Source organism: Paenibacillus sp. SRL342 (assembly GCF_984798905.1).
Genome location: NZ_OZ481790.1, coordinates 1,055,584 through 1,069,268 on the forward strand (window position 1 = coordinate 1,055,584; position 13,685 = coordinate 1,069,268).

The following is a 13,685-nucleotide window of genomic DNA, read 5'->3' on the forward strand; positions in this document are numbered from 1 at the left end:
ATAACCTTTTACTTTTACTAGAAAAGGAGCATACGTTGGACATGTTAGTCGTTGCATATCGGGAACAGGATCATGACAAGTTGGTCGAGATCTGGGAGAGTGCTGTTCGGGCAACCCATACGTTTTTGGAAGAGCATCACATTCAGTTCTACAAAAAAGTGGTGAGTGATGTGTTGCAACAAAGGCAAGTCGAGGTTTGGGAAGTGCTGAATACGGAGCAACAACCCGTGGGTTTTATTGGTGTGGATGATAACTTTATCGAGATGTTATTTGTAGATCCGAGCCAACACGGACAGGGTGTGGGACGTCTGCTAATAAACCATACCTTCAAAATCAAAGGCCGTCACCTCAAGGTGGATGTTAATGAGCAGAATACTGGGGCAGCCCGATTCTATGAAAAGATGGGATTTGTACAAATGGGGCGATCTGAATTGGATAGTTCCGGTAATCCGTTTCCACTGTTGCATCTGGAGATCATATAGGAACAGGTTGAGAGAGAGCGTCATTGGTTGACCACAGGATGTTAATGAACACGCAGAGGAGTGTGCAGGATGACACAGATCAAGGTGACACCGGAACAACTGGAGAAGGTCAGTGGGCAGTTCGCTCAGGCCCATCAGCAATTATCGGGCTTCATGTCCACATTGGACGGCAAGATGAGTGTCATGCGCAGCAACTGGGATGGCATGGAACGGGAACGCTTCTATAACGATTATTCAACGGCTCAAGGCACGATGAAATCTGTTCTGGAACTGGTTCTGTCCATTCAGTCGGAGCTTAAGAAGATTGCCGAGCGTTTCCGCACGACAGATGAAGAGGCGGTGAGCCAGGCAATCATGACGGCGCTGACTGCGGCGCGGGCGCTATCAACCATGGGCAAAAATAAAGGCGATGATCTGGACAAAACGCCAGGTCCACCAAAGAACATGGATGAATGGGCTGAGAAGGATGCCGAGAAATATCAGAACTATGAGGAAATGCTGAAGAAAGCCAAAGAGATGGGTGACGAAGAACTGGCGCAGCAGATTCAGGCCAGCATGAACATCATTCGGCTTCAGTATGAAGATGTAATCTATCAGACTGACCCCAATACGGGCAAAACGGTGAAAATCACCGAGGATTCCATCGTGGGTACGTATCAGGTAAAAAGCGATAAGGGCGAAACGACCACCATCAGTCTGGATAAACAGGGCAATGTGGTGGACTATAGCAAGGATACGGAAAAGTATAGGTATTCGGAGCAAACGCACACGACCAGTCAAGGCGAGCATCTCTTTGGCAAAGTGGCACAAACGGCTACAGCCTACGGCATTGGTCTGCTGCTCACAAGCAAGACAGGCTCTGCCTTTACAGAACATGCCACTGGACTGGGTTCTTCCTTCGTCGCGGACAAGTTCCTGTTCTCTGTGCCGGAAGAAGGCGAGACACGTACGATGATCTACCGTACCAATAAGGAAACGGGCAAAATGGAAAATATGATCGTGGTCACGCGCGGCGACAACGATATTGAATATACGCCGTGGCGGGATTACTTCTAAGCCACGGATGGGATTGGCAGGCTGCTTATCCGTGAGCCTGCCCGTAAAGAAACACCCCGGCAACCTTCTCCCTGAGATGGGAAGATTGCTGGGGTGTTTATGGTTTGGCTTACCGATCAGCCACGGTCGAAGGACCGAGCTGTAAGGGAATCTTTTTTTGCCAGAGATTAATGTGTCTCTTCATCCAGAAACGGTTTGTTCACCGCATAATACATAAAGCCCATCAGCAGCACACCACCCACCAGATTACCCAAGGTCACGGGAACCAGGTTGTGAAGCACACCTTCAAATGAGATCGTCCCTGGGTGATTCAGCACAAGTGCAATCGCGAACGTACACATATTGGCGATGCTGTGCTCATATCCCGAGATGAAGAAGCAGAACACAAAGAGCATCATGGCAAACATTTTGGCTCCATTCTCCTTCATGAACATTGGGACAAAAAACGCCATACATACAAGCCAGTTACACAGGATGCCCCGGAAAAAGAGCTGCATGGTTGGAACTTCCATCTTATGCTCCACCACGCTTAACAGAAAACCATTCACCTGAGACGAGTCGAACAACCCGGTCAGATAGATTAACAAGGCAAACACGGCTGCGCCCATCAGGTTACCGCTATAACTCGCAATCCACAGCTTGATCACTTCAAACCAGCGCAGTTTCTTGCGCAGCGCCGCATACGTGTAATAAAACGTATTGCCCGTGAACAGGTCACCCCCGCCGTAGGCGATCAGAATGATGGCCGCACCAAACGTAATTGCAGCCATCGGATAGGTAAACGGGGACTGCTCCATATAAAAGAAGTTACCTGTCTTAAACGCCACGATGACGCCGAATCCGATAAACATACTGGCCAGCATGGAGCGTGCAAGGTACCTGATTAAGCTTTGTTTGTATATCTTGTGTTTCTTCAAAGCTAGTTGTTCCACGTTGCGTAAAGCTTCCGTTTCCATAATTCTCCTCCAATAGCATGATGTCTTGCTTACCATTATAACGAAATTATGGAAATTGGGGAGATTAAACTTGGTTTATTGATTATTACTTCGTTGATTCGAATGCAGTACCCGCATTGCAGAAGAGCCAAAATCAGGTTCGGATTAAAGCGATTCTAACGCAGATGCTGCACCATTAACTTGTTGATGTGCAACAAGCATAACAAAGGCCGCTCCTCTGACTAATATGTAGGCATTACCCTCCAGAACTTCCTGGGCCAATTGGATCTCGGCTTCTGTGATGGGCAGTAGAGCGAGAGTTTGCAAGACGTAGTTCTGTATATCCTCATCTTCTTCTGAGTCACGAACAAGTTGCGCGGCAGCATGAAGGATTTCACCCAGAAGAGCAGAGAAGCCCGCCATGCCTAAAGCCCGCCAAGCTTCGATACGGATGAGATCCTCTTCATGTGTATCCATGCCAATAGCGAGAACTTGCTGAGTCAGGTGATTATCGGTTAGGTCGATCAGATCACGAAGTGCCTGTAGTTTTTCTTCTCCGCTGATTTCGTTAAAATCAGGGTGTTCATTGTTTTTATTATGATTTAAATCAGACAGTCAGACATATCCTACCGTTCACCTCCTGAAGAATATTATGGCTTGGGCGGGAGAATGATTGGACGGGAAGCCAAGGCTTCTTCCACAATCTGTTCAGGCGTCAGGTCTCGCTCATCCCAGAAAATCAGATTACTGATCTCCGCATGTGGAACCTGCTGTTGTAGCTCCGTCAACATGTCATCCAACTCGGCTTCCGTTCCTTCAGAGTCCATCAGTTTGCGAACCAATTCTACCAAATGTAATGGATTGTCCATATCGATACCTCCTGAATGATTCATAGCGTGAACAAACTAGTCTTTCATGGGCTGATTCAATGGATCATATATAATGAGCACCGGAAAAAATTTGGGCTCAAGCATCAGACTAATGCGTTGTTCGTCTTGATCAGTATATGAAATGATATAGTTCCCGAAATGAGACTCGTAGTTGAAGTCTTGGAATTGAAAGGAATGTTCGGGATACTTTATCTTCACATATAACGTAGTAACTCCTCGGGCTAAGGTTTCTTTTAACATAGGAATTTGGGCCACAATGATAATAGCAATAAGAACAATTAGTATACGTTTAACTAGACGGGTCAGACGGATTCCCCCATTATCGTAAATCAATTTTCAACAATTCATGAAGGCCCATATCGAGAATAGATGTCATTCAATCCGTATAGCCAGATTACCAAACTGCTCGCCGTTTTCCATACGTTCGAACGCTTTTGCTACGTCTTGCAATGGATATACGCCATCAATTACAGGGTTTATATCATGGTGCTCCACGAATTGCAGCATCTGGATAAAATCCTCACGGCTGCCCATAGAGGTGCCGATTAGACTAATCTGCGGGAAGAAGATAGAGCGAATCGGTAGGGTCAGATCATCCCCCGAGCTTGCACCATACATCACGATACGTCCACTTGGTCTGATTATATCAAAATATTTTGGGAACATGGCTTGTCCGATGCTATCCAAGATGATGTCCACAGGTTCCAGATCGTTCTGCCTACTCCAATCAGCATGACTATCCAGTGCCTGGGCAGCGCCCAAACGCTGAGCTTCATTTCTTTTGGCGTCACTTCTGGAGGTGACGGTCACCTTGGCACCAGCCGCTACCGCCATGAGCAGGGCATAGGTTGCAACACCACCGCCAATACCGGGAATGAGCACATGTTCACCTTGCTTCAATACACCGCGATTGAATAAGGCGCGATAGGCCGTCAGCGCTGAAAGGGGCAGCACGCCAGCTTCCTCCCAGGATAGGTGGGCTGGCTTAGGCAGGGCATTTGCAGCAGGCAACGTTATATATTGAGCCAGCGTTCCATCCGTAGGGCCACCAACAATATCGGGTACGGTCGGCACTTCAGATGCATGTTCCCAACCGAGCGTAGGGTGGATAATGACTTCATCTCCTATCGCGAACCCTCTTACGCTTTCGCCAATCGCTACGATAATACCTGCTCCATCGGAACCGGGAATGAGCGGGGTGTCCTGGGTTCCGCGTCCTGCCATGATGAATAGATCCCGATGGTTGATTCCAGCGAATTTTAATTGAATCTGCACTTCCCCGGCTTTTGGTGCCCGAGAGATTGACTCTGTATATTGAAGACCTGCAAGGCCACTCTGGCCCGAATGGATAATGGCTTTCATATTCAATATTCCTCCTGTCTATGTAGCCAGATTTCACTACTGAGCCTCATTGTACAGACGGAGCAGATTCACGTAAAATGAACAAAAATGATTGTCAGTATCATTAAAAATAATAGATAGGCACTTTGCATGAATCGGATGATGCAGAATGCCGATATAACGACGAGCAGGTGATCAGGGTATGGATGCAGGTGATTTGAAAATATTTCAGGCGGTTGCCCGCGAAGGTAGTATCAGTAAAGCTGCGCTCTCACTTAATTATGTGCAGTCCAATGTAACAGCACGGATTAAACAGTTGGAGACCCAACTGCAAGTACCGCTATTTCATCGTTCCAATCGGGGGATGTCGCTTACACCAGCAGGAGAGAACCTGCTTGGGTATGCGGATAGAATATTGGAATTATTATATGAAGCAGAGCAGGCCACACAAGTGGGTAACCCACCAGCGGGGATGCTTCGTCTAGGTGCCATAGAGACAGCAGCTTCTACTTTTCTGACGCCGCTCTTGGCTGAATATACTTCATGCTACCCGGAAGTACAGCATTCGCTTGTCACGGGTGGGACCCATGAACTGAACCAGAAGGTCATTCAACATGAATTGCACGGTGCCTTAATATATGGTCCTATCGACCATCCTGAGCTGAACTATATGAAGATGTATGACGAGGAATTGGTGTTGATCGCTGAACCTGGAGTACATGAGATGTACACGTTATTGTCCAGGCCAATGTTGTTTTTTGAGATCGGATGCACTCATCGCGATCAGGCGGAATCCTTTTTGAAAGATCAGGGTATCCACACGCTTAACATCATGGAATATGGAACACTGGACACGATTCTGAATGGTGTATCTGCCGGGCTCGGTGTATCATTGCTGCCACGTTCTTCGGTTACCAAAGCAGAATTAAGAGGAGAGATCGCGGTGATGTCTTTGCCCGATCCCTATTGCCGGTTGGAAGTAGGATTTGTGTATCCCCGTGGTGAACATATATCTAGTGCGCTCAGCGCTTTGGTTGAGATTATTACAGTACCAGAACTATAAGAGGTTGTTCATAAAGTCCATTTTTGAACAAACACTATAAAGGAGTGAATGACTTTGGAGGATACTACGTTAACATTGGCTGATGCCTTTAATCAGGTAGATTTTATTGTGGGCGGTCATGGCAGTCGCCAAGTGAAGGTACTTCAGAACGTATTGGGCCAGATTGATGGGGAGTTGTTCAGTGATCACTACGGCAACGGCCCCATTATTGAAGAGTTTCAGCAACAGATGGCTGACGTTCTTGGCAAGGAATCGGCGGTATTTTTCCCAAGTGGAACGATGGCACAGCAGATTGCATTACGGATCTGGTGTGATCGCAAAGGAGTAAAGCGAGTAGCTTACCACCCTCTGTGTCATCTGGAAATCCATGAGGAAGACGGACTGAAAGAGCTGCATCAGATTGAATCAATTTTGCTTGCGGACAAGGATCGTTTGATTCGTTTGCAAGATGTACAGGCGCTCGATGAGGACATTGCCTGTCTGCTGTTGGAACTGCCGCAACGCGAGATTGGCGGGCAATTGCCAGCGTATGAAGAGTTGGAAGCGATCTCGGCCTATTGTCGTGAACGCGGGATTAAGCTGCATCTGGACGGGGCACGCCTGTTTGAGATTACTCCCTATTACCAGAAAACGCCTGCGGAGATTTGCAGTTTGTTTGATACGGTGTATGTTTCCTTTTACAAAGGCATTGGAGGTATTGCGGGGGCTATATTGGCGGGTGATCCGGATGTGATGCAAGAATCGAAAGTATGGAAACGTCGGCACGGCGGAGATCTGATCGGTCTGTATCCGTACATTCTCAGTTCTCAGTATTATTACAATGAGCGGATTGGCAAAATGGAACTGTATTACGAGCAGGCTCAAGAATTCGCCTCCCTACTGAATGCGTGTCACGGGATACAAACGTTACCCGAGGTACCGGTATCGAATATGTTTCATGTGCACTTTGCGCTCGCTGCTGCCGAAGTTGAACCAATTCTGGTGCAAATGGCTCAGCAGTATGGCATAGGAATGACTTCATATCTGAACAAAACGAGTGGGAACAGCTGTGCCTTTGAATTGTCTACGGGTGATCGTTATGAGAAAATTCCCCAGGATAAGCTGCGTGCAGCACTGGAATGGTTGGACCAAGAGTTGCGTAAACAGGTGAGATAACAAGCGGATTCTAATGTAAAGGGGGAGTTCAAGTGAAGTCGATGGAATTAGAACCGATTCGTGATCTTTTGGTGAAAGCTTACAATACAACAATGGGAGAAGGGTGCACGCCCGAAACGCAACAGAGCATTGAGAATTTTGAGCAAAAGTATAACGTGCAATTGCCCGCAGCGTACCGTGCACTTTTGCTTGAATTCGGGGCATGTAATTTCGGCGATCCTGCCTTGTATTCAGCAAAAGAACTGGATTGGGCATATCCTGAGTTTCTGGAAATCTACCGTGAAGTTAAGAAAGAGTACAAGCTGTCGGATGATCTCAATCCGTTCCCGATTGGTGGATTTGGCGAAGGAAGTATGGCTATGTTGGATCAGCCCTCGGGCAAGATACTGATGTTGATCCACGATGCAGGAGATACGCCAATTCGAGAGATTGCGGTAGATTTTAATGATTTAATGACGATGCTGACGGAGTCTGCGATCTGGGTGCAGGAACAGATGAATTAACAGGGAGACGGAAGGATGCGCAATCGGCTTATGGATATTCGGAAGTTAAGATACTTTATCACCGTGGCAGAAGAACTTCATTTCCACCGTGCAGCGGAAAAATTAAATATGACGCAACCACCGCTGAGCCAGCAGATTCAGAATTTAGAGGATGAGCTTGGCGTGAAGTTGTTGGAGCGCACCAGAAAAATGGTTCGTCTCACCCCGGCTGGTGCCGTATTTCTGGAACAGGCCAGACTGATCATGGCCCAGCTCGAACGATCCATTCAGCTTACGCAAAAGGCAGATCAGGGCATCATCGGGCATATAACCATAGCCTTTGTGGATTCGGCTTCGGGGAGCATTATGGTGGATGTTCTTAGGAAATTTCGCGCTGCGTATCCGCAGATTGAATTGACGCTGCGTGAGATGACTTCGTCCCAACAATTGCAGGCACTGGAAGACGGACAGATCCATATTGGATTTTTGCGATATCAGGAAGACACTCGTCATGTCTCGTTCCGCCCCTGTCAGATGGAAACGTTGATTGCCGTATTGCCAGATCATCACCCGTTGGCTTCTCAGACTCAAGTTTCAATTCGAGAACTGGCGGATGAAGATTTTATTTTATTCCCACGGCATCTGGGTTCTCCGTTCCATCGTCTCGTTCTGGATTATTGCAGGGAGCATGGCGTAGATCCTCGAATTACGCAGGAAGCGATCCAAATGTATACGATTGTGAATCTCGTTGCGGCGGGCATGGGCATTTCCATTGTCCCGTCATCGGTGGATGTGTTCCAGCGTAAGGGTGTAGTCTTTCTTCCATTACAAGAAAATCCGCCCTCCGTACCTTTGTACACGGCATGGCGGACGGATATGAATCAGGAAGTGGTATCACGTTTTATGAACTTTGTTGATGAATGTGTTTAACCCGTCTTGGTTGGATCACGCTCAATCCATGGATTCAGTATTTCATCAATACGAGACATGATCTCAGAGTCCAGTTTCACACCGGAGGCTTTTACATTTTCCAATACCTGCTCCGGCCGGGATGCACCTATAATAACGGAACTGACATACGTGTGCTGAAGAACCCATGCAACGGCGAGTTGGGGGAGCGTTAGACCGACCTCTTTGGCCACTGGGACAAGCTCTTGCACAGCGGTAAGAACATCTTCACGTAACCACTGACCAGCCAGTTTATTGAAAAAGGGTGCTCCTGCCTCAGCAGCTGCACGTGATCCGGTGGGCAATGCTTCGTTAGGCGCATATTTGCCTGATAGTATACCCTGAGCCAGAGGAGACCATGTAATCTGTCCAAGTCCTGCTTGGTCGCTTGCAGGCACGACTTCTTGCTCAATCACACGCCATAACATTGAATACTGGGGCTGACTTGCAATAAAGGGTACATGAAGTTCCCTCGCCAAAGCGGTTCCTCGTGCAATCTGATCCGCGTTCCATTCACTTACGCCAATGTAATGAACTTTGCCCTGGCGCACCAGATCGGAGAATGCCAGAAACGTCTCTTCCAGCGGAGTGTTGTAATCATAACGGTGAGCGTAATAGACATCAATATAATCCGTCTGTAAACGTTGTAATGAACCATTGCAGGCTTCCATGATGTGTTTACGTGAAAGTCCTCGGTCATTATGACCTGTGCCGGTTGGGTGACAGACTTTGGTGCATACTTCAATACTTTCTCTACGTATATCCTTAAGAGCCTGTCCCAGTACCGCTTCAGCCTTGGTATTGGAGTACACGTCTGCGGTATCAAATGTGGTAATACCTGCATCCAATGCAGTTCGCACACAAGCTTCTGCTATTCCATCCTCGACTTGCGCTCCATGTGTAATCCAGTTGCCGAGTGAAATCTCACTGACGGTTAATCCACTGTTTCCTAATTTGCGATATTCCATTCATGTCGCCTCCCTAAGTCATCTGGACTCCATTGTAACAATGGCAGATTAATAGGTGAAATATCTTTTAACCTCATCTTTGATACGAAAAAAGTATCAGTGAATCTACATTTTCTCTTGGATGTATTTGCGATAGAGAGCAGGCGTAATTTCCTCGAACTTTTTGAATATTTTGATAAAATATCCCGATTCATTAAATCCCAGCTCATCACTGATCTGTGAGACAGGCATGTCGGTGACCTCCAGCAATTGCTTGGCCCACTTTATCTTGAGTTTTGCCAGGTAGGTTGTGAAGTTCTCACCCGTTTCCTTGGCAAACAGTCTGCTGAAATAACTCGGACTCAGGTGGCATAGATCAGCCATTTGTTTGAGTGAAACTTGTTCGCTTTTGTGACTATGAATGTATTCAAAAGCAGGCTGAAGGACCGGACTGGAGCTTTTCGTGTCACTTGGGCTATTTTTGAGATAGGCATCCGCTATCGCATTGGTCATCTCTTTTTTGATCGACTCGATATTACGAATGGAGTAACCCGGCAGAATGGTGGAGAGGTTTAGAGTCTCCTGATTACCTGAGGCTTTCTCGAACATTTCAACTAACAGATTTTTGTTGAGTGCTTCTTCCACAATGTAGTTGCAGAGCAGGGATAACATGTTGGAGATTTTCACGATCTCTTCATAGGTCATCACGGGCAGCTGGGCGTAATCATCCTTTAATTCCTCCAGCTTGGCTGCATGCATGGGTACGTTTTTGGACGTGACAATTTGCTCCAAGTCACTACCCTTTTCCGGATCGGCAAGTTTCACTTGTCCTGCCATGACAGCGCCAATATATTTGCCATCAATCGTAATCGGAATCGCGATATCAATAATATTGAAATGGCATAGATATACATAGGGCTCATTCAACCGAACGGCTTCCAGACCGCCACGTGAATCACATTTTTGACAGTAGGGTAGAAACTCGGGGTCTTTACGCACATTCTGGCAGAAAGCCTGACAGCTGCTGTGGCTGGTTATGGGAATGCCTTTATAATCAACGGTGAGGATCGCCAGTTTGGTGACTGTTGCGAGAGAATCTTGTAGGCGCTTCCATTTATTAAGGTCGAGAATTTTGTTGATATGCAGATATTCTTTAATCATTGGTGCAACCTCCATAGGCTAACCTGATTCATAATTTAGGCCGTTAAAAGTTAGCAAGTTGTACATATTAAGATGTAATGATGACGGGTAATGTATTATGGGAGGTCAAAATTGAACCATCTCATGACAATAACATACCATGATTGTGCCAAAAAGCAAAAAAATACGATTGTAAATTATAATAATTTGTTATCAAAGTCCACTGTAAACCAGCTGCTCATGCGTTATATTAAGGTCAATTGTAAGAAATTAAAATTTGATGTAATAACCACACCAATTCATATCATTAGGAGGCATATATTATTATGAGAAAAGCATTTATCAGTCCAACCAAATATGTACAAGGCGAAGATGAATTGTTGAACCTGGGGTACTTTGTTAAATCCTTCGGAGAATCAGCCTTGCTGATTGCACATCCGGATGATGTACAGCGTGTCAAAGCAAAGCTGGATGCAACAGCTGAGAAATTTAACATTACGTTTGTTGAAAGCGGTTTTAAAGGGGAATGTTCCCGTGAAGAAGTTGCGCGTCTGCAAGCGATCGCAAAGGAAAAAGGATGTGACTCTACCATCGGTCTTGGTGGCGGTAAAGCCATTGATGCGGCCAAATGTGTAGCAGAAGGCGAAGCACTGATCATCTGCCCAACGATTGCGGCAACAGACGCACCGACAAGTCACTCCGCTGTATTGTACACACCGGATGGTTCTTTTGATGACTATGCTTACTTCAAACAAAGCCCAAGTGTGGTTCTCGTTGATACAACCGTAATTGCCAATGCACCAACCCGTTTCCTCGTATCCGGTATGGGAGATGCGCTCTCTACATACTTCGAAGCAAGAGCAACAGCGAAATCCTATTCCCGTGTAAACGCAAGTCTGCCAATGGGTTCCCGCGAAGGATACACACCATCTGCAGTAGGTACCAATGCGGCGCTTGCACTGGCAAAATTGTGTTATGAAATGCTGCTGACTGACGGTGCAAAAGCAAAAGTAGCAAGTGACAGTAACGTCGTGACACAAGCGCTGGAAAACATCGTGGAGACCAACATTCTGTTGTCAGGTCTTGGATTCGAAAGTGGCGGTCTGGCCGCAGCACATGCGATTCACAACGGTTTGACTGTTCTGGAAGGCACACATCATTTCTTCCACGGTGAAAAAGTATCCTTCGGTACAATTGCACAACTCGTCCTCGAAAATGCACCAACCGAAGAGCTGCATGAAGTCATGGACTTCTGTCTCGAAGTGGGACTGCCAATCAGCTTGGCGGACATCGGTGTAGATACGATTAGTCAGGAAGAGTTGTTGAAAGTGGCAGAGATCGCTTGTATTCCGGAAGAATCCATTCACGCGATGCCATTCCCGATCACCGTTCCTGAAGTGGCTGCTGCCATTGCAGCGGCTGACCGCATGGGCCGTGAGTACAAAGCAGCTCGCCGGGAGGTAAAATAATGAAGAAAATTATTAACCAGGCCGAACATGTTGTTATGGAAATGTGCAACGGGATTGCGCTTGCACACCCGGAGCTTGAATTTCTGAAAAAATATAAGGTCATCAAACGCAGAGAGATTCAGGCCGATAAAGTCAGCCTGATCAGTGGCGGCGGCAGTGGACATGAACCGGCTCACGCTGGTTATGTGGGTAAAGGCATGCTGGATGCAGCGGTGTGTGGAGATGTATTCGCATCTCCTTCCCAAATCCAGGTGTATCAAGCGATCAAGGCAACAGCCAGCAACAAGGGTACACTCTTGATCATCAAGAACTACAGCGGCGACATGATGAATTTCAAGAATGCAGCACATCTGGCTGAAGAAGATGGCATCGACGTACAGTATGTACGTGTTGAGGATGACATCGCTGTACAAGACAGCTTGTATACCGTTGGACGTCGCGGCGTTGCCGGAACTGTACTGGTTCACAAGATCGCCGGAGCAGCAGCCGAAGAAGGCCGCAGTCTGGCTGATGTGAAATCCGTTGCTGAGAAAGCAGCTCAGAACGTGCGCAGTATTGGTTTTGGATTCACATCCTGTACGGTGCCCGCCAAAGGCACGCCTACATTCGAAATTGCTGAAGATGAGATGGAATTCGGCGTAGGGATTCATGGTGAGCCAGGGATTCGCCGGGAGAAAATTGTATCGGCTGATGAATTGGCAGGACGTATGGTCGAAGCATTGCTCGCAGACATGAAGCTGGATAAGGATGCTTCCGCTGAGATTGCCGTGCTGGTGAATGGTTTTGGTGCAACGCCACTGCAAGAACTGTATCTGCTCAACAATTCCGTGCAGCGTGAACTTGCAGGACATGCAGGTCTAAAGGTCGCTACAACGTTTGTAGGCAACTACATGACAAGCATCGATATGGCGGGTGCGTCGGTTACGATCCTGAAACTGGATGATGAGTTGAAAACTCTGTTGTTCAAGGAAAGTGATACACCTGCATTTAAAGTATCCGGTCCTCCAGCAGCACAAGTGGCGTATTCCGAAGCGCTGGAAGCTGTTGTTGGTGAAGACGCTCCTGTATCTTACGAAGTGGAGACGGATGCATCAGCTGCTGTCATCCAAGGCAATCAATTTTCACTGGACAACATCGTCTATCTGATCGATAAAATGGGTGAAATCATCATCAAGAACGAGGTACCGTTCTGTGAACTGGATTCCCATGCCGGTGATGGCGATTTCGGTATGAGTGTGGCAAAAGGCTTCCGCCAGTTGAAACGCGAATGGAATCACATTATTAACGAAGATAAAAAAGACATCGGATCATTCCTGGATGCATGTTCCTTGGTCATCATGGAATATTGTGGCGGCGCATCCGGCCCAATCTGGGGTTCGGCATTCCGTGCGGCTGGCAAAGCAGCAGGGGATAAACAGCAATTAAACGTTGCTGAATTTGCTGAGATGATTCATGCAGCCGTGCAAGGGATTCAGTCTACTGGGGAGCGTTCCTTCGGACGTGGTGCCGTTGTTGGCGACAAAACCTTGATTGATGCACTCGTTCCATGTGCCGATTCCTGGACACAAAGTGCGGAGTCTGGAGATGACTTCAAAACAGCATTTGCCAAAGGTGCAGCAGCAGCCGTTGAAGGTGCGAAGAAAACGGAAGACATCGTGGCACGTATGGGACGTGCAGGTGCCGTCGGCGATCGTAGTCTGGGTTACCCGGATGCTGGCGCGTATGCGCTGGGTGTTATTTTCACAGAATTATCTGAGTCGATGAAATAAGAATGTTA

14 protein-coding genes are annotated in these 13,685 nt (G+C 47.2%); 8 read left to right on the forward strand and 6 right to left on the reverse strand.

What is annotated here, in order from left to right; translation table 11 throughout:
- Positions 1-41 precede the first annotated feature (41 nt).
- Together AC4E8D_RS04740 and AC4E8D_RS04745 are read left to right on the forward strand one after the other, a co-directional pair.
- On the forward strand, positions 42-482 hold the full coding sequence (locus tag AC4E8D_RS04740; protein WP_405131474.1) for an acetyltransferase: 441 nt from the start codon (positions 42-44) through the stop codon (positions 480-482).
- A 69-nt stretch (positions 483-551) separates the two neighbouring features.
- Entirely contained in the window at positions 552-1,538 is a 987-nt protein-coding gene (locus tag AC4E8D_RS04745; RefSeq protein WP_221818828.1) for a WXG100 family type VII secretion target, read from the forward strand.
- 167 nt (positions 1,539-1,705) lie between these two features.
- Here the strand turns inward: AC4E8D_RS04745 and AC4E8D_RS04750 are convergent, their stop codons facing one another.
- The 4 genes from AC4E8D_RS04750 to AC4E8D_RS04765 all read right to left on the reverse strand — a co-directional run bounded on the left by AC4E8D_RS04750 (position 1,706) and on the right by AC4E8D_RS04765 (position 4,725).
- A complete protein-coding gene (locus AC4E8D_RS04750; RefSeq protein ID WP_017690511.1) occupies positions 1,706-2,494 on the reverse strand; it encodes a formate/nitrite transporter family protein in 789 nt (262 codons plus the stop codon).
- A gap of 144 nt (positions 2,495-2,638) precedes the next feature.
- Positions 2,639-2,950, reverse strand: coding sequence for a hypothetical protein (locus AC4E8D_RS04755; protein ID WP_490205903.1), 312 nt, complete (start codon positions 2,948-2,950; stop codon positions 2,639-2,641).
- 173 nt (positions 2,951-3,123) lie between these two features.
- Positions 3,124-3,342 (reverse strand): bacteriocin immunity protein, encoded by a 219-nt coding sequence (locus tag AC4E8D_RS04760; RefSeq protein WP_405131476.1) that lies wholly within the window; start codon positions 3,340-3,342, stop codon positions 3,124-3,126.
- 393 nt (positions 3,343-3,735) lie between these two features.
- A complete protein-coding gene (locus AC4E8D_RS04765) occupies positions 3,736-4,725 on the reverse strand; it encodes a quinone oxidoreductase family protein (protein WP_405131477.1) in 990 nt (329 codons plus the stop codon).
- A gap of 181 nt (positions 4,726-4,906) precedes the next feature.
- Here AC4E8D_RS04765 and AC4E8D_RS04770 point away from each other — a divergent pair, with 181 nt between their 5' ends.
- The 4 genes from AC4E8D_RS04770 to AC4E8D_RS04785 are packed head-to-tail and all read left to right on the forward strand — an operon-like array spanning position 4,907 to position 8,334.
- A complete protein-coding gene (locus AC4E8D_RS04770) occupies positions 4,907-5,767 on the forward strand; it encodes a LysR family transcriptional regulator (RefSeq protein ID WP_221818832.1) in 861 nt (286 codons plus the stop codon).
- Between the two features lie 48 nt (positions 5,768-5,815).
- The gene (locus AC4E8D_RS04775) at positions 5,816-6,922 is read left to right on the forward strand and encodes a threonine aldolase family protein (RefSeq protein WP_221818833.1); all 1,107 of its coding nucleotides are present in this window, start codon (positions 5,816-5,818) and stop codon (positions 6,920-6,922) included.
- A gap of 41 nt (positions 6,923-6,963) precedes the next feature.
- Positions 6,964-7,425 carry an SMI1/KNR4 family protein gene (locus AC4E8D_RS04780; protein WP_260632595.1) on the forward strand — a complete coding sequence of 154 codons (462 nt, stop codon included), beginning with the start codon at positions 6,964-6,966 and terminating at the stop codon, positions 7,423-7,425.
- Between the two features lie 30 nt (positions 7,426-7,455).
- Positions 7,456-8,334 (forward strand): LysR family transcriptional regulator, encoded by an 879-nt coding sequence (locus AC4E8D_RS04785; RefSeq protein ID WP_221819290.1) that lies wholly within the window; start codon positions 7,456-7,458, stop codon positions 8,332-8,334.
- On the opposite strand, the gene AC4E8D_RS04790 is transcribed toward AC4E8D_RS04785, so the two are convergent.
- On the reverse strand, positions 8,331-9,320 hold the full coding sequence (locus AC4E8D_RS04790) for an aldo/keto reductase family protein (protein WP_221818835.1): 990 nt from the start codon (positions 9,318-9,320) through the stop codon (positions 8,331-8,333). The genes AC4E8D_RS04785 and AC4E8D_RS04790 overlap by 4 nt on opposite strands.
- Positions 9,321-9,425: 105 nt before the next feature.
- A complete protein-coding gene (locus AC4E8D_RS04795) occupies positions 9,426-10,460 on the reverse strand; it encodes a PocR ligand-binding domain-containing protein (RefSeq protein ID WP_490205904.1) in 1,035 nt (344 codons plus the stop codon).
- A gap of 305 nt (positions 10,461-10,765) precedes the next feature.
- Here AC4E8D_RS04795 and AC4E8D_RS04800 point away from each other — a divergent pair, with 305 nt between their 5' ends.
- On the forward strand, positions 10,766-11,908 hold the full coding sequence (locus tag AC4E8D_RS04800; protein WP_017690500.1) for a glycerol dehydrogenase: 1,143 nt from the start codon (positions 10,766-10,768) through the stop codon (positions 11,906-11,908).
- Positions 11,908-13,677: a dihydroxyacetone kinase subunit DhaK gene (gene dhaK / locus AC4E8D_RS04805; protein WP_339182170.1), complete on the forward strand. Its 1,770-nt coding sequence runs from the start codon at positions 11,908-11,910 to the stop codon at positions 13,675-13,677. Before AC4E8D_RS04800 ends, dhaK begins: the two co-directional genes overlap by 1 nt.
- Positions 13,678-13,685 lie beyond the last annotated feature (8 nt).

Excerpts from the sequence above, each read along its gene's own strand:
- AC4E8D_RS04740 (WP_405131474.1), top strand. The coding sequence starts at position 42 with ATGTTAGTCGTTGCATATCGGGAACAGGATCATGACAAGTTGGTCGAG.
- AC4E8D_RS04745 (WP_221818828.1), top strand. The coding sequence starts at position 552 with ATGACACAGATCAAGGTGACACCGGAACAACTGGAGAAGGTCAGTGGG.
- AC4E8D_RS04750 (WP_017690511.1), bottom strand. The coding sequence starts at position 2,494 with ATGGAAACGGAAGCTTTACGCAACGTGGAACAACTAGCTTTGAAGAAA.
- AC4E8D_RS04755 (WP_490205903.1), bottom strand. The coding sequence starts at position 2,950 with ATGGATACACATGAAGAGGATCTCATCCGTATCGAAGCTTGGCGGGCT.
- AC4E8D_RS04760 (WP_405131476.1), bottom strand. The coding sequence starts at position 3,342 with ATGGACAATCCATTACATTTGGTAGAATTGGTTCGCAAACTGATGGAC.
- AC4E8D_RS04765 (WP_405131477.1), bottom strand. The coding sequence starts at position 4,725 with ATGAAAGCCATTATCCATTCGGGCCAGAGTGGCCTTGCAGGTCTTCAA.
- AC4E8D_RS04770 (WP_221818832.1), top strand. The coding sequence starts at position 4,907 with ATGGATGCAGGTGATTTGAAAATATTTCAGGCGGTTGCCCGCGAAGGT.
- AC4E8D_RS04775 (WP_221818833.1), top strand. The coding sequence starts at position 5,816 with ATGACTTTGGAGGATACTACGTTAACATTGGCTGATGCCTTTAATCAG.
- AC4E8D_RS04780 (WP_260632595.1), top strand. The coding sequence starts at position 6,964 with ATGGAATTAGAACCGATTCGTGATCTTTTGGTGAAAGCTTACAATACA.
- AC4E8D_RS04785 (WP_221819290.1), top strand. The coding sequence starts at position 7,456 with ATGGATATTCGGAAGTTAAGATACTTTATCACCGTGGCAGAAGAACTT.
- AC4E8D_RS04790 (WP_221818835.1), bottom strand. The coding sequence starts at position 9,320 with ATGGAATATCGCAAATTAGGAAACAGTGGATTAACCGTCAGTGAGATT.
- AC4E8D_RS04795 (WP_490205904.1), bottom strand. The coding sequence starts at position 10,460 with ATGATTAAAGAATATCTGCATATCAACAAAATTCTCGACCTTAATAAA.
- AC4E8D_RS04800 (WP_017690500.1), top strand. The coding sequence starts at position 10,766 with ATGAGAAAAGCATTTATCAGTCCAACCAAATATGTACAAGGCGAAGAT.
- dhaK (WP_339182170.1), top strand. The coding sequence starts at position 11,908 with ATGAAGAAAATTATTAACCAGGCCGAACATGTTGTTATGGAAATGTGC.